Genomic DNA, 15,696 nt, shown 5'->3' with positions numbered 1-15,696 from the left:
TTCGGCTTTATAATTAAGCTTTGTTTTTAAGACTTCTTGTCGTTCTCAACATTAATAAGATGAAATAAGCAATCATACCGAATAGGTAAGTAATAAATAAAGCATGCAACAATGCAATAAATAAATTTACATTAGTAATAACAGATAAAGCACCAGTTACTACTTGTAAAATAACTAAAATAAATGCAGCTGTATAGCCATATCTTACAGTACGATTATCACTATAGTTTTTAATTGCATGAATAAACGTAATCATAATCCACATAAAAGTAATAAATGCCATACCACGGTGTGCAAATTGAACCCAGTCATGTACATTATGTGGAACAATATCATCAAAAGGTACTGGCCAAGCACCATAAGCTAGACTTGATTTAGTATGTCTTACTAAAGCACCAGTGTATATAGTTAAATATACGATGATTGCCATTAACCATGTTAACGTACGTAATGGTTTTTGAATCATTAATTCGTCAGCTTCATACTTTTGATCAATTGAGAAAATAATTAATGTCATTAAAAATACTGATGAAAAGCTAACTAAAGAGATTCCAAAATGTAATGCTAATACATATGCATTTTGTTGCCAGATTACAGCAGCAGCACCAACTAAGGCTTGTAATAATAAGAAACCTATACTTATGATAGATAATGGTTTAATTTCTTTTATATACCCTATGTGTTTCCAAGCGGTAATGACTAGCCATATTACGACAATTAATGAAAGTCCTGAAACTGCTCTATGACTTAATTCAATAATTGTTTGTATTGGTAAGTTTTGTGGAAGAAGTGCTCCATTACATAACGGCCACGATGAACCACAACCATCTTCCGAACCAGTTTTAGTTACTAGCGCACCACCTAATTGTACGAATGTCATAATAATTGTTGCTAAGACACTTAACCATTTAAGGTTTCCTTTTCTAAACAATGATAAACACCCCATCATTAAAATAAAATCTAACAACTATTCTCATTAAAAATGGTCATTTTGTAATTTATTTTAACGTATATATTTTTCTTTTACATTATATCAATGATACCATTTTTAATTACGTTACAAAATCAACTATTTGGAATGTCGTTAAAGTGTCACAATTTAATTTTTTAAAACCTAGTCTTTTATGACTATTTGCTATATCATTGTATTATATGAAAAAATTCTAGGAGGGGAATTATGAGTAAAGAACAAACATTGTCACAGGAAACGGGCCAAGTGACATTTAAAGAATTACAACAGATTATTAAAATGGGCCTTGTTCAAGGGAATTTAATCCCTGCATTTGCTGGTTCTTGGTTGGCTGTTGTAATGACAAATCACTCCTTCCTATCGTCAATACCTCAAATTTTATTAATGATTATAGGTTCTACATTAATAATGGGTGGTGCATGTGCACTTAATAATTATTATGATCAAGACATAGATCAAATTATGCCTAGTAAACAGAATAGACCCACTGTAAATGATAGAATTTCAGATAAGCACTTATTAATTTTAAGCTTTGGTATGATGTTAATAGGTGAAGGTTGTTTATTTTTATTAAATATACCATCAGGTCTTTTAGGATTATTTGGTATCATAGGATACGTATCATATTATTCAATCTGGTCAAAGCGACATACGACTTGGAATACAGTTGTAGGTAGTTTCCCTGGAGCTGTACCGCCATTAATTGGTTGGGTAGCTATAGATGGATCAATAAGTGTTGCAGCAATAGCACTATTTTTAGTAGTATTTTGTTGGCAACCAATACATTTTTATGCGTTAGCAATTAAACGTAGTGATGAATATTCATTAGCTAATATTCCAATGTTACCATCTGTAAAAGGATTCAATAGAACACGAGTAAGCATGTTTATTTGGTTAGTATTACTATTACCACTTCCCTTTATGTTATCTAGTTTAGGCACAACATTTATTGTTTTAGCTACTTTATTAAATTTAGGGTGGATGGCACTAGCTTTTACATCATTTAAAAAGAATACTGATCAAAATAAATGGGCAACTAAAATGTTTATTTACTCATTAAACTATTTAGTAGTATTTTTCGTACTCGTTGTAGTCGTATCACTTATTAAAATGATATAAATACAAAATTAAGTAAGGATGAAACATATGAACGTACCTATTTTACCTACAATAAGTACTTCGTGTATTGTCATTAGTGCGATATTAGTGGCAATTGGATGGAGACTTATTTGGAAAAGACAAATTGATCAGCATAAAAAAGTAATGTTATGGGCTGCCGTTTTTGCCGCAACATTCTTTATTATTTATGCTAGTAGAACAATCTTTATTGGTAATACCGCATTCGGTGGACCAGATAGTGTTAAAATTTATTATACTATTTTCTTAATTTTCCATATTAACTTAGCAACAATTGGTGGGATTTTAGGAATAATACAAATTGTATTAGCTTTTAAAGAGAAATTTAAAATTCATAGAAAAATTGGACCTATTGCTTCAGTAATATGGTTTTTCACAGCGATTACTGGTGTAGCAGTTTATGTACTGTTATACATCTTGTATCCAGGTGGAGAAACAACATCATTAATTAAAGCTACTTTAGGTTTATAATTGAATAAATAAGATTGTGACTGATAAAACTTTCTGTATAGTTTTATCAGTTTTTTTATATTAAGAATCTAATCCAATGTAAGACACCATTTTGTAAAATTGTGCTTCGTAATTTTAGAAATAACAATAGACTTATCTTGATTATGAAATAAGTAATTATGTACAATAGTAATAATTCAGTTAAGGTGGGTGAAAGATGAAAAAATTAGTTATACGAATTTTAGGAGTTGTTTTTTTAGTATCATTTCTAATCTATTTATTTTACTCACCACGGCTAAAATTTGATGTATTAGAAAATCCAAATAAAAGCCAAAAAAGTGATAGAACGGAACAATTCAAAAATTCAAATAAAAATATAGAAAATCCAAAACCTAAAAATGGTGTAGGAACATGGATTGGTAAGGACATTGATCAACTTACCAAAAAATACGGTCAAGCTAACCGAACATATCCATATAAAGATGGCTATAAAAATTATGTATTCAAGAAAACAAATCAATATTACATTGTCAGTGTAAAAGACAATAAAATAAAATCTGTTTATGCAACTGGAAAAGATGCTCATATTAACCCTTTACATATAGATGAAAGCAATTCAAAAATATTCGAAAATACAAGCATCAATCCCGAACCTACAATCAAATCAAATAATAAAAAATATGAATTTGAATTATCAGATGAAGATTTAAAAACACAAACTTTAATTAAATATGGTAATATATATGCGCAAGTTTATTCAGACCAACAAACGAATAAAATCATGGCAATACGCTTTTTAGATAAAGATGCATTAGCTACATTGCAACCATATAAAACGAATGAATCTCATTCTACAGCGAATTTAAAAAATAAAGATATACCTTATGAACAAAATACAAATCAATTAGTGACACTTTATGAGGTAACTAATGAAATGAGAAAACTAAAGGGATTAAAACCGTTAAAGGTAAATAATGATATTGCACATATTGCTTCAATAAATTTATTTGACGCGACTAAAAGTGGTTCTGACTCAGTAGAATTTACTGAAAATGCTTTAAAACAACAATTAGATGAAAGAGATGTTAGTTATAAATCGACAAGTCAGAATGTAGGTTACGACTTTGATGATGTCCCAACATTAATCCATAGTTGGATGAACTCCGATATTCATCGCTCTAGAATGTTAAATACGAAATATGAAGAAATGGGCGGAGAAGTAATGAAAGATTATTATTCGTTAATTTTCTTAGAAAAATAAATGAAGGGTAGAATGACAAATGATAAATGAAGAAACATTGTCAATTTTAGATGACGTCGAAGCCTTATCAGATATGATAGTTAATTCAGAAATTTATGATGAATATATTAAAGCGAAAGAATTATTAAACCAAAATGATGAAGCACACTTATTATATTCGGCTTTCCTAAAGACCAAAGATCAATACGACGATGTAATGCGATTTGGTAGATATCATCCTGACTATAAGACAATTATGATGGAAACACGCCAACGTAAACGAGCATATGAAATGTTACCAGTGGTAATGGACTATAAGTCAAAAGAAGTAGCATTACAGAACTTAATTGATGAAGTTATTAGTAAAATTGCTTTAGCTGTTTCGGATAATGTAAAAATTGATACAGGCAATCCATTTTTTCAAACGACTGCACAAGGTTGTGCTTCAGGTGGATCATGTAACTGTTCTTTATAAAATGATTTAAATTTTACCAAATTTATAAAACATACAAGATATCTCTCCAATATTGATTAAACTCAATATTTGGGGAGTTTTTTAATTCATATAAACCCTTATGTTTAAAGATGGAGATCATATTAATTTTAATTATCAGAAAATTATGAATAAACATTGTTTATTATTTGTCTTTATGGTAACTTATAATACAACTATAACTTTACTACAGTAAAGCATTAAAGTCGGAAGTAAAGGAGGTAGAGTATGAATAAGCAAAATCAGATAATAAAAATAAAAGAAATTGAATTAGCATTCTTAAAGTACTTTTCAAATAAAAATTACAAACTTGTAGATATAGATTTAATTGAAAAATTAGATTGGAGTCATTTGACGAAAGAGGACTTATTACAAATGAAAGAAAGGAATTTTTGGCAAAATAACAATCACATTTATAGTTTAAGACACGATTTTACTGATCAATTACTACGTTATCATTCAATATTTCCAACAGATTTTAAGAAGGTTGCTTATTCTGGACCTATTGTCAGAAATAATGAGGTCATATCACAAATAGGTATCGAGAATTATTTGCCTATATATAATCAATTCAATGATAGTTTTAATGATTTCTACCATTTTATTAAAACGTATTTAAAAGATGATATTCAGCTAATTATTTTAGGTCATTATCAATTATTGAATGAATTATTAGAAGAAAAATATAGAACTTTAGTTATTAAAAACATGATTGAAGAGAGAAATCTATCGGGATTAAAACATCAATTACCGCATAATCATCCTATCTTAAAATTACTATCAGAAAGCACACGTCATCAATTATCAAAATTAAGTCAATATTTGGACCAATCATCTCAAACATTACTTACGTTAAAAAGTTGGGAAGAGCAACTAATCAAACAAGGTTTGACCAATATTCATTTAGATATTTCGGCACAACCATCAAGATCTTATTATAAAGGTGTTTTTATCAGATGTTATTTAAATAAACATGATACTAGCATACTAACTGGTGGATTTTACTCTGGTGACCTCCAAGGATACGGTATGGCTTTGACTTTATAATCAGCATATTCAAAGAATAGGGGTGACAATATGATTAGAGTGGCTTTAGCGAAAGGGAGATTATTAGAAAGTTTTATCAACTATTTAGAGGCAGAACAACTATTTTTATTATCAAATGGACTAAAGCATAGACACCGTCAATTATTAGTTACGATAGATGGTATTGATTTTATTATAGTAAAGGGAAGTGATGTACCAATATACGTGGAACAAGGCATTGCAGATATAGGTATTGTAGGTAGTGATATCTTAAATGAAAATAAATATAATATTAATAATTTATGTGACTTACCATTTGGACACTGTCATTTTTCCTTAGCAGCTAAACCTGTTACAAATGATTATAAAAAAATTGCTACGAGTTATGTTCAAACAACTTCACGTTATTTTAAAAACAAAGGAATAGATATTGAAATTGTAAAATTAAGTGGTTCAATAGAACTCGCATGCATTGTAGGAATGGTAGATGGAATTATTGATATTGTTCAAACAGGTACTACATTAAAAGCAAATGGTCTTGTTGAAAAAGAAAAAATTACTGATATTTCAGCAAGATTGATTACAAATAGAACACAGTATTTTAAAAAGGGTGAAGAAATAGAATCATTTATTAATATGTTAGGGGTGCAGATGATAAATGCTTAAAGCACAACAATTTTTAGAACTTTATTGTAACAATCAATCATTAGATGAGTCCTTATACCTGTTAGTTAAAAATATTTGTGATGATGTTAAAGTCAATGGTGATGCAGCCTTGAAAAAGTATAATTTAACTTTTGATCATGTAGACACAACATCTCTAGAAATTTCAAAGCAAGACATACAAAAGGCCTATGATGAATTAAATAAAGATACACTTAATGCGTTACACCAAAGCTATGAAAGGATTAAATCATATCAAGAAAAGATAAAGTATTCCTCTACTAAAAAGGGAGAATGTTATGAAGTTTACCATCTAATAGAACGCGTTGGGATATATGTTCCAGGTGGTAAAGCAAGCTATCCTTCTACTGTTCTAATGACGGCTACACTTGCACAAGTCGCGAACGTTGAAGAGATTGTTGTTGTGACACCTCCAAAAACAAATGGCGTTTCTAAAGAAGTTTTAGCTGCCTGTCACTTAACTGGCGTAAATCATGTCTATCAAGTTGGAGGTGCACAAAGTATAGCGGCGCTTACATATGGTACAGAAACTATTAAACCTGTTGATAAAATAGTTGGTCCAGGTAATCAGTATGTTGCGCTTGCAAAAAAATATGTTTATGGAGATGTAGGCATTGATCAAATTGCCGGCCCTACTGAATTAGCTATGATTATTGATGAGACTGCTCAAATTGACGCCATTACATATGATATTTTTGCTCAAGCTGAACATGATGAAATGGCTCGTACATTTGTTATTAGCGACAATGCTCAAATATTACAACAACTTCAGTTAAATATTGATAATAAATTAAAAACAATAGATCGTCATTCTATAGTGTCCAAAAGTATAGCCAATCATCATTACTTAATTGAAGTAAGTGATATGGAAGAGGCCTGTCATATTTTGAATAAAATTGCACCTGAACATGCATCCATTCAAACTAAACATCCAGAACAGTTTATTGATCAAATCAAATTTGTAGGTGCATTATTTTTAGGGCATTATGCTCCAGAAGCAATTGGTGATTATATTGCTGGACCAAGTCATGTTTTACCAACAAACCAAACTGCTAGATTTTCGAATGGTTTATCAGTTAATGACTTTATGACACGTCACAGTGTGATTAATCTATCAAAATCAACTTTTAAAAAGGTAGCATATTCTGCAGAAAGGTTAGCATGTGTAGAATCACTTAATAATCATCAACAATCAATACATATTCGACATTGACATATGGTAAAGCCATATTTAAAAGTGATTTTCAGAATTAACAACAAGGAGGAAGTTCAATGAACTATCAAAAATCACGTCAAACCGCTGAAACTTCTATTTCAATTGCTATAAGTAAAGAAAAGGAAAAATCCAATATACATACAGGCGTAGGATTTTTAGATCATATGTTAACACTTTTTGCTTTTCATAGTGGCTTATCATTACAAATTGAAGCTAAAGGAGATACATATGTTGATGATCATCATGTGACAGAAGACATTGGTATAGTTTTAGGACAGTTGATATTGGAAATGGTTAAGACTCAGCAAAGCTTTAAAAGATATGGTACAAGTTATATACCTATGGATGAAACGTTAGCAAGAACTGTAATTGATATTAGTGGCCGTCCATATTTTTCATTTAATATTCAATTAAGTAAAGAAAAAGTCGGTCATTTTGATACAGAATTAGTAGAAGAATTTTTTAGAGCACTTATTATTAATGCGAGGTTAACTGTGCATATGGACTTAATTAGAGGTGGAAATACCCATCATGAAATTGAAGCTTTATTTAAATCTTTTGCTAAATCATTACAAGAGGCATTAACACCAACTCTTGAATTTGTAATACCTTCGTCTAAAGGTGTGATTGAATGATAGCTATAGTTGATTACGGTCTAGGCAATATTAATAGCTTGAAAAAGGCAATTGAATTCTTAGGCTACGAGACAATATTGACCGACAACGAAAGTATTATTTATAAGGCAGATGCAGTTGTATTACCTGGTGTTGGACATTTTAAAGATGGAATGACAGAAATTAAAAATAAAAGATTAGACACTATCTTAAACCAAAATTAAAAACCAACCTATCATTGGTATTTGCTTAGGAATGCAATTGTTATTTGAATATAGTGAGGAAGGTAATGTAGAAGGACTAGGACTGATACCTGGACGAATAGTGCCAATCCATACAACACAACCTATCCCGCATTTAGGTTGGAATTTATTGAAAAGTGATCATCAATTACTTCAATGTGATGTGTACTTTATACATTCTTATCAAGCGATAATGAATAATCATGTTGTTGCATATGCAGATTATGAGTGTCAAATTCCTGCAGTAGTACAATATAACAATTGTATAGGAATACAATTCCATCCTGAAAAAAGTGGTGAACAAGGATTGGCAATTTTAAATCAGGCATTGAAAGGCGGTTTTATAAATGATTAACATATGGCCGGCAATCGATTTGATTGACTCAACGAGTGTAAGACTAACTGAAGGTAAATATGAATCTAAAGAGCAAATGACAATGACAGCTGAGGAAAGCATCCAATTTTATAATCAATTTGATTGTGTTTCACGTATACATATTGTGGATCTTATAGGAGCAAAATTAAAGCAAACTCAAGAATGTCATTATATTAAAAAGCTAAGATCATTATCTCAAAAACCTATAGAAGTAGGTGGAGGGATTCGCTCACAAGAAACTTTAAATCATTATTTTGATATAGGTATAGATTACTGCATAGTTGGAACTAAAGGTATTCAAGATTTAACTTGGTTGGAAAGAATGTCATATCTATTTCCTAAAAAGATTTATTTGTCTATAGATGCATACAAACAAGATATAAAGATTAATGGTTGGCTAGAATATACACAACTCAATTTGTTTGATGTTGTTAAACAAGTGAATCATTTACCTTTAGGTGACATCATCTATACTGATATTTCAAAAGATGGGAAGTTAGCTGGTCCTAATTTTGAATTAACAAGACAATTAGTACAACAAACTGAATTAAGTATTATTGCTTCTGGAGGTATTAGAAATCAAGAAGATTTAAACCAATTTGAAAAATTGGGTGTTTATGCTGCGATTATCGGTAAAGCTGCACATAATCCCAGTTTTTGGGAGGGGTTATCTTGATTAAAAAAAGAATCATTCCTTGTTTAGATGTTAAAGATGGGCGTGTTGTTAAAGGGATACAATTTAAGGGATTAATCGATATAGGTAGTCCACTTGAATTAGCACAATACTATAATGAAGCGGGAGCAGATGAACTTGTATTTTTAGATATTTCTAAAACTGAAAAAGGACATGACTTAATGTTGGAAGTTATCGAAACCATTTCTAAACAATTGTTTATACCATTGACTGTTGGAGGCGGTATTCAAACTTTAGATGATATTTCGCAATTACTTAATCATGGAGCAGATAAAGTGTCATTAAATTCTAGTGCACTTCAAAATCCTAATTTAATTAAAGAAGCTAGCCAAAAATTTGGAAGTCAATGTATTTGTATTGCTATTGATAGTTATTATAGTGCGGAACAAAATGACTATTTTTGTACTACACATGGAGGTAAACAATTAACCTCTATAAGAGTATATGATTGGATTCAACAAGTTGAAGAACTTGGTGCTGGAGAATTACTTGTAACCAGTATCCATCACGATGGTATGAAAACTGGCTTTGATATTGAACATTTATCAGATATTAAATCAAAGGTGAATATACCAATCATTGCTTCAGGTGGTGGTGGAAATCCTCAACATTTTCTAGACTTATTTAAAGAAACAGATGTATCTGCCGGTTTAGCTGCTAGTATTTTACATAGTAAAACATATACAGTAGCTGATATTAAGCACACATTAAGAAATGGTGGTGTGCCAGTAAGATGACAGTCACATTAGATTTTAGTAAAGGTTTAGTACCGGTCATATTACAACATTATGTAACGAAGCAAGTATTAATGCTCGGGTTTATGAACGAAGAAGCATTTAATAAAACAATGGAAGAGAACGTAGTAACTTTTTATTCAAGGTCTAAACAAAGATTGTGGACTAAAGGGGAATCATCGGGGCATACGCAACAAGTCGTTACGATACATACAGATTGTGATAATGATGCAATACTAATCGAAGTTATTCCTAATGGTCCAACATGTCATACTGGGAATCAAAGCTGTTTTAGTACAAAGACACAATTTGCAGTTCAATTATTGGAACATACAATAAAAGAACGATCTAGAACTAATCAATCTAAATCTTATACCAATTATTTGTTAGAACAAGGTATAGAAAAAATCACTAAGAAATTTGGAGAAGAATCGTTTGAAGTTGTAATAGGAGCTATGAAAAATGATAACAAAGAAGTTATCAACGAGGCGGCGGATTTAATATATCATTTATTTGTCTTATTACATTCGTTAAATATTTCTTTTTCAGCAATTGAAAAAGTATTAGAACAACGTCATCATAAAAGTAACAATTTTAAAGGTGAAAGAGATTCTATAGAAAATTGGTAATACACATCGGTGTCTGTAAAAGTAAAAATCCTTAACGAAAAGGTGATTATTCGTTAAGGATTTTTGCTATTTATTATTTTAATGTCTCTTTAAATTGTTGTGCTAAATCAGGTCGATCTGTTACAAGTGTATGCACACCTTTTTGGTATAAATCTGTCATTAAATCAATACTATTAATGCCATAAAATCCTGGTACAATATTTAATACTTTTAACCATTTAATAAATCTAGAAGAAGTAAGCTTGATTCCTTTAAATTCGGTTGGCATTTGGAAAGTATTAGCTTTCGGATGGAATTTATGTCCTCTAAACGTATTAAACTTAATAAACGCATCTGCTACTTCGTTTTGACTCGCACCAATTGCTACAGTACCTTTACTTAATTGATCAAAGCGTTCAATTTGTTCTTTATGGAAACTTGTTACTAATACACGATGTTCTGCATGATGTTTAACAATTTGATGATAAATGACTTCAGGTGCAATAGAACCTTCATAACTGTTTGGATGATCTTTCAAATCAACATTAATATACATCTCTGGATAAAGCTCTAAAAGTTCCTCAAATGTTAAAATTTTAGCATCTTCATGTCCACGAAATGGATATTGACGATTTATATCTGTGAAATAATATCCAGCGTCTAATTTTCTTAATTCTTCTAAAGTATGTTCACTTACTTTACCTGAACCGTTAGTTGTTCTATCAACAGTTGCATCATGGAATACGATAAGTTCCTTATCTTTAGTGAGCCTTACATCTGTTTCGAATCCATCTACGCCATATTGTACTGCATTATCAAATGCAAGCTTTGTTTGTTCAGGTCTAACAGCCATGCCGCCTCTATGCGCAAATAAATATGGTGCTACACCTGTGAAAAATGGAGGGATTGCATTAATTTCACGTGGTTTTTTATTTTTATTTACATAAATCACACTTCCAACAATACTTGCAATTGCGAATGAACCATTGATGAACCACTTATTTAGTTTAACCATTTGATATCCTCCGTTGGGTATTAAAGTTATATTAACAGATATCCTTCATATTTGAAAAATGAAGTGCGTGAAGAACGGAATATTATTTTATTTTTTATAGACAAATATTTACTTGACGAATTAAGTATAGGAATATCCCATTATGAAGATTGGTTTTGATTTAATAGAATAATATAAATAGGGATGGAATATATGGAAGTGATTGTTATTTCATAAAATTTAAACTCATGATATGATAAAAACTGTGTATATTAAATGGAGTGAGCAAAGATGAATTTAGTTCAAAGAGTGAGCCTTATTGTTTATTTAAAACATATCAAACATGAAAGACAAATTAGAAAATATGGACACATCGTTCATTCTAATCGTCAACGTAAATTCGTTATCATGTATGTTAATGAAAGTGAAGCGGACGATGTCGTTAATAAACTAATGAAATTAAAATATGTTCAACATATAGATGGTTCACCATACAAATTTTTAAAGAAAACGTATGAAAAAGAAAAACACGAAGTCATATAACTCGTGTTCGTTAAGAAATGTGTTTCCTATTGTAATGGTGGTATCCAACGTTGTAATCGTAAAACGCTAATTAAATAGTTAAAATATAAGTCATTGTCATGGAAAGCTTCTGGAGGTTGAACATCTATACCTAATACTGGGATATCGTATTCCTCTGCTTTCTGGTTAATCATGTCAAATTTCTTATTACTATTTGGATATGGATATTTTAATGCATTAATCATCATATACATTGCTTGGAAATAATTACCTTCAGTCGGTTGCATAATGATAGCTACTGATGATAATTGCTTTTCAGTTTGTGGGGAATGAAAATAGATTATTTTATCAATTCTAGCATGGTTGTAGTCGATGAGAGTGGTGAATTCGAATAAATCTGTTAAACCCTCACCTAAAACAATAAATGATTGTTTCATTTGTTTAATCAATCTCCTTTTATCCCAAATTATATTAAATTATATTGTGAAATGGAAGTGTGAAAGTGATGCGTGTCATTGCGGGAATACATAAAAGTAAGGCATTAGAAAGTTTGGAAGGTCGAAATACTAGGCCAACTATGGATAAAGTTAAAGAAGGCATCTTTAATAGTTTACATGAAGTATCAGGTATAGCTTTGGATTTATTCGCTGGAAGCGGCGCATTAGGGATTGAAGCATTATCTCGAGGTATGGATAAAGTAATCTTTGTCGATCAAAATTTTAAAGCAGTTAAAGTGATTAAATCAAACCTTAAGCAACTTGATTTATTAGCACAATCTGAAGTGTATAAAAATAATGCTGATCGTGCGTTAAAAGCTTTAGCTAAAAGAGAGATTCAATTTGATTACATATTTTTAGATCCGCCATATAAAAAAGGTCTTATTGATGAAGCATTAAAAAGCATTGATGAGTTTAATTTGCTTAAAGAAAATGGTATTATCATTTGTGAGTTTAGTAATGAAGAACATATTCAAAGTGCACCGTTTAAAGAAATAAAAAGATATCATTATGGTTTGACAGATACATTGCTATTAGAAAAAGGAGATTAATATGAATAAGACGAAAGCAGTCATTCCCGGGAGTTTCGATCCAATTACATACGGTCATCTAGATATTATTGAAAGAAGTGCAGATCGTTTTGACGAAATACATGTCTGTGTTTTGAAAAATAGTAGTAAAGGCGGCACGTTTAATATAGAAGAACGTATGGATTTAATTAGGGGCTCTGTAGCACATCTTTCCAACGTGGAAGTACATCATTTTAATGGTTTATTAGTAGATTTTTGCAAACAAGTCGGTGCGAAAACGATTGTACGTGGATTACGTGCGGTAAGTGATTTTGAATATGAATTACGCTTAACATCAATGAATAAAAAGTTGAATAATAATATTGAAACTATGTATATGATGACTAGTACGAATTATTCATTTATTAGTTCTAGTATCGTTAAGGAAGTTGCAGCTTATAAAGCAGACATTTCGGAATTTGTACCTCCTAATGTTGCTGAAGCATTAAAAGAAAAATATTATAAATAAATAAGCAGACCGTACTATGCGACTCTTTTAATAGTCATCATCGATAGTACGGTCTTAAATTATGTTTGAATCACTGGTGTATTAAAATCATTTTGAGATTGTTGGCTTAATAAGTTGTATACATTTGTTGCTTTAATTTCGATAGGGAAATATGTAGCTGAAGATTTATTGATATTGGTTATAAAACGACGTTCTGGATATTGTTGCTTTAAATATTTTAAATAAGCGCGACCTTGTTCATTCATACCTAAAATTCTAATTGCTCGTATATCGTTTGTAATATCATGTTGATGAATATTGAGCAGGATATTCATTAGGATACGTTGTATATGTGTATAGGTATATCGTTTGGTTTTCGTTTTACTTAGTAATTCTTTAAACGAATTGACATCTTTGATGATTGTTTTTAATCTGTTTTCGAACCCTTCACTGACAGTATATATAGTGTTTAAAGTATTAGTGTCTTGTGTTAACAATTGATGTTTGATGTAAGGGAAAGTATCTTCAACTGTAGTCATTTGATTTTGATACAGTGATTTAATATTTTGAGGTACTACTTTATACCAATCAGTTTCTTGATTGATTAAAGATTGGCGGATGGAAGACCCACTCGCAAATTGTTGATGCTTTATTGTGTTATCACGATGTTGTGCTGACTCACGGTAAATCGTCATTGCTTCAATATGTGGTGCATATTGCTGGATTGCTTTAAGATATCCTATACTTAAGATGTTGTTAGGTGATTGTAAAATATTTAAAGTTTGTTGGTCTTTAATCAGTTCACTGATAATTCTTGGATAACTTTTACCTTCTTTAATTTTGGACTTGAATATAGGATTATTTTCTAATTCAAGCACGTGATTGACTGCATTTTGTAACTCAACTATATTACCATGCTCACTACCAAAAGATATTGTGTTAATATCGATATAATTCGCTACTTTAATAGCCATTTTTCCAAAGAAGTCTCCAGAAGATAAACTAGCGATAGTAGGTAATTCTACAACTAAATCAACAACAGAAAGTGCCATTTGAGTACGAATGAATTTATTGAATATAGCTGGTTCGCCACGCATTACAAAGTTGCCACTCATTATTGCAACAGAAACATCTGCTTGAGAATTTATTTTAGATTGTTGAGCATGATATAGATGCCCATTATGGAAAGGATTATATTCAGTAATCAAGCCAACACTTTTCATTTGCATTTCTTCCTTTCAGAATTCATTATTAGTATTGTAACAGAAGTACGTATGTTAAGAAAAAATCTTGACATATTATACTGAGAAAGTTAAAATAAATTTTGTGCTTGTTAGAGGTGAAGCCATATGAAATGGTCAATAACACAATTAAGAAAATATCAAGGTAAGCCTTTTGAATTTAATCAAACGGCGAATTTTGAGCATTTAAAAGAATCATTAGATCTCATTGATCTTTCTGAAATCAATGTTGACGGTAAATTAACTATCAAATCAAATGAAGTTATTGCTGACATACATGTCACTGGGACATATACGATGCCGTGTGCTCGTACTTTAGTTCCTGTAGAAGTGCCATTGGATGTAGAAACTGCTGAAATATTTGATTTAGAAGGTAGTGATTATTATACCGATGAAGAAGAGCAGGATGAACATTATCATCTAGCTACTGACGGTATGATTAATATTAAAGATATTGTTGAAGATTTAGTTATCATCGAAAAACCGATGCGTGCTTATTCAGACAACAGTGATCAAATGTTAACCGAAGGCAATGGTTGGGAAGTGATTGATGAAGATGAATTCGTTGAACTTGTCCAAGAACAAGATCAAGAAGACGATGGTTCAAATAGTAATCAAGTTGATCCAAGGCTTCAGAAATTACAACAATTATACGATAAAGAACAATAACGGTTTAATTAATGATATAATATTGTTAAATAAACTGATATCATTTAATTATGTGTTTAATTTTAAGGAGGATAAATCATGGCAGTACCTAAAAGAAGAACGTCTAAAACTAGAAAAAACAAACGCCGTACTCATTTCAAAATGTCAGTACCTGGTATGACAGAATGCCCAAGTTGTGGCGAATACAAATTAACTCACCGCGTATGTAAAAACTGTGGTTCTTACAATGGTGAAGAAGTAGTATCTAAATAATTTTAGATATTATTAAAAAT

At 30.6% G+C, this 15,696-nt stretch carries 20 protein-coding genes and 1 pseudogene; 17 read left to right on the top strand and 4 right to left on the bottom strand.

Annotation, left to right across the window (positions count from 1 at the left end):
* Positions 1–13: 13 nt before the first annotated feature.
* Positions 14–931 (bottom strand): COX15/CtaA family protein, encoded by a 918-nt coding sequence (locus NSQ15_RS08265; RefSeq protein ID WP_017637674.1) that lies wholly within the window; start codon positions 929–931, stop codon positions 14–16.
* 246 nt (positions 932–1,177) lie between these two features.
* Here NSQ15_RS08265 and cyoE point away from each other — a divergent pair, with 246 nt between their 5' ends.
* From cyoE to hisIE, 12 genes and pseudogenes are all read left to right on the top strand, one after another.
* Positions 1,178–2,089 carry a heme o synthase gene (gene cyoE / locus NSQ15_RS08260; protein ID WP_340747090.1) on the top strand — a complete coding sequence of 304 codons (912 nt, stop codon included), beginning with the start codon at positions 1,178–1,180 and terminating at the stop codon, positions 2,087–2,089.
* Positions 2,090–2,116: 27 nt separating this feature from the next.
* The gene (locus tag NSQ15_RS08255) at positions 2,117–2,578 is read left to right on the top strand and encodes a DUF420 domain-containing protein (protein ID WP_029055516.1); all 462 of its coding nucleotides are present in this window, start codon (positions 2,117–2,119) and stop codon (positions 2,576–2,578) included.
* A 196-nt stretch (positions 2,579–2,774) separates the two neighbouring features.
* Positions 2,775–3,818 carry a CAP-associated domain-containing protein gene (locus tag NSQ15_RS08250; RefSeq protein WP_046466562.1) on the top strand — a complete coding sequence of 348 codons (1,044 nt, stop codon included), beginning with the start codon at positions 2,775–2,777 and terminating at the stop codon, positions 3,816–3,818.
* A 19-nt stretch (positions 3,819–3,837) separates the two neighbouring features.
* On the top strand, positions 3,838–4,272 hold the full coding sequence (locus tag NSQ15_RS08245; RefSeq protein WP_017637670.1) for a YlbF family regulator: 435 nt from the start codon (positions 3,838–3,840) through the stop codon (positions 4,270–4,272).
* Positions 4,273–4,518: 246 nt separating this feature from the next.
* A complete protein-coding gene (locus tag NSQ15_RS08240) occupies positions 4,519–5,337 on the top strand; it encodes an ATP phosphoribosyltransferase regulatory subunit (protein ID WP_046466563.1) in 819 nt (272 codons plus the stop codon).
* Positions 5,338–5,367: 30 nt separating this feature from the next.
* Positions 5,368–5,982, top strand: a complete 615-nt coding sequence (gene hisG, locus NSQ15_RS08235; protein WP_070452773.1) for an ATP phosphoribosyltransferase — start codon at positions 5,368–5,370, stop codon at positions 5,980–5,982.
* Positions 5,975–7,213 carry a histidinol dehydrogenase gene (gene hisD, locus NSQ15_RS08230; RefSeq protein ID WP_217193830.1) on the top strand — a complete coding sequence of 413 codons (1,239 nt, stop codon included), beginning with the start codon at positions 5,975–5,977 and terminating at the stop codon, positions 7,211–7,213. Before hisG ends, hisD begins: the two co-directional genes overlap by 8 nt.
* Before the next feature lie 59 nt (positions 7,214–7,272).
* Positions 7,273–7,851: an imidazoleglycerol-phosphate dehydratase HisB gene (gene hisB, locus NSQ15_RS08225; protein ID WP_124760207.1), complete on the top strand. Its 579-nt coding sequence runs from the start codon at positions 7,273–7,275 to the stop codon at positions 7,849–7,851.
* Positions 7,848–8,427 (top strand): annotated as a pseudogene (gene hisH / locus NSQ15_RS08220) (imidazole glycerol phosphate synthase subunit HisH). Before hisB ends, hisH begins: the two are co-directional and overlap by 4 nt.
* Positions 8,420–9,124, top strand: coding sequence for a 1-(5-phosphoribosyl)-5-((5-phosphoribosylamino)methylideneamino)imidazole-4-carboxamide isomerase (gene hisA / locus NSQ15_RS08215; RefSeq protein ID WP_340747089.1), 705 nt, complete (start codon positions 8,420–8,422; stop codon positions 9,122–9,124). The pseudogene hisH and the gene hisA overlap by 8 nt, the downstream one beginning before the upstream one ends.
* The gene (gene hisF, locus NSQ15_RS08210) at positions 9,121–9,879 is read left to right on the top strand and encodes an imidazole glycerol phosphate synthase subunit HisF (RefSeq protein ID WP_070452767.1); all 759 of its coding nucleotides are present in this window, start codon (positions 9,121–9,123) and stop codon (positions 9,877–9,879) included. The genes hisA and hisF overlap by 4 nt, the downstream gene beginning before the upstream one ends.
* On the top strand, positions 9,876–10,505 hold the full coding sequence (gene hisIE / locus NSQ15_RS08205; protein WP_124760206.1) for a bifunctional phosphoribosyl-AMP cyclohydrolase/phosphoribosyl-ATP diphosphatase HisIE: 630 nt from the start codon (positions 9,876–9,878) through the stop codon (positions 10,503–10,505). Before hisF ends, hisIE begins: the two co-directional genes overlap by 4 nt.
* 73 nt (positions 10,506–10,578) lie before the next feature.
* On the opposite strand, the gene NSQ15_RS08200 is transcribed toward hisIE, so the two are convergent.
* Positions 10,579–11,499, bottom strand: coding sequence for a glycerophosphodiester phosphodiesterase (locus tag NSQ15_RS08200; protein ID WP_029055507.1), 921 nt, complete (start codon positions 11,497–11,499; stop codon positions 10,579–10,581).
* A gap of 270 nt (positions 11,500–11,769) precedes the next feature.
* On the opposite strand from NSQ15_RS08200, the gene NSQ15_RS08195 reads away from it, so the two are divergent.
* Positions 11,770–12,021 carry a YlbG family protein gene (locus tag NSQ15_RS08195; protein WP_017637661.1) on the top strand — a complete coding sequence of 84 codons (252 nt, stop codon included), beginning with the start codon at positions 11,770–11,772 and terminating at the stop codon, positions 12,019–12,021.
* Positions 12,022–12,047: 26 nt separating this feature from the next.
* Here the strand turns inward: NSQ15_RS08195 and NSQ15_RS08190 are convergent, their stop codons facing one another.
* Positions 12,048–12,437, bottom strand: a complete 390-nt coding sequence (locus NSQ15_RS08190; RefSeq protein ID WP_340747088.1) for a DUF7147 family protein — start codon at positions 12,435–12,437, stop codon at positions 12,048–12,050.
* Positions 12,438–12,505: 68 nt separating this feature from the next.
* Here NSQ15_RS08190 and rsmD point away from each other — a divergent pair, with 68 nt between their 5' ends.
* Complete coding sequence (gene rsmD / locus NSQ15_RS08185; RefSeq protein WP_029055506.1) at positions 12,506–13,048, top strand: 16S rRNA (guanine(966)-N(2))-methyltransferase RsmD; 543 nt, start codon at positions 12,506–12,508, stop codon at positions 13,046–13,048.
* Between the two features lies 1 nt (position 13,049).
* Positions 13,050–13,535, top strand: coding sequence for a pantetheine-phosphate adenylyltransferase (coaD, locus tag NSQ15_RS08180; protein ID WP_017637658.1), 486 nt, complete (start codon positions 13,050–13,052; stop codon positions 13,533–13,535).
* 59 nt (positions 13,536–13,594) lie between these two features.
* Here the strand turns inward: coaD and NSQ15_RS08175 are convergent, their stop codons facing one another.
* A complete protein-coding gene (locus NSQ15_RS08175) occupies positions 13,595–14,737 on the bottom strand; it encodes a nucleotidyltransferase (protein ID WP_070452764.1) in 1,143 nt (380 codons plus the stop codon).
* Between the two features lie 126 nt (positions 14,738–14,863).
* On the opposite strand from NSQ15_RS08175, the gene NSQ15_RS08170 reads away from it, so the two are divergent.
* Both NSQ15_RS08170 and rpmF read left to right on the top strand, forming a co-directional pair.
* The gene (locus tag NSQ15_RS08170) at positions 14,864–15,424 is read left to right on the top strand and encodes a YceD family protein (protein WP_070452761.1); all 561 of its coding nucleotides are present in this window, start codon (positions 14,864–14,866) and stop codon (positions 15,422–15,424) included.
* Between the two features lie 78 nt (positions 15,425–15,502).
* Positions 15,503–15,676 (top strand): 50S ribosomal protein L32, encoded by a 174-nt coding sequence (gene rpmF, locus NSQ15_RS08165; RefSeq protein WP_017637655.1) that lies wholly within the window; start codon positions 15,503–15,505, stop codon positions 15,674–15,676.
* The last annotated feature ends 20 nt before the right edge of the window (positions 15,677–15,696 follow it).

This window comes from Staphylococcus sp. FSL W8-0774 (assembly GCF_038006785.1).
GTDB classification, from domain to species: domain Bacteria; phylum Bacillota; class Bacilli; order Staphylococcales; family Staphylococcaceae; genus Staphylococcus; species Staphylococcus pasteuri.
This window is presented reverse-complemented; position numbering and strand designations above follow the sequence as displayed.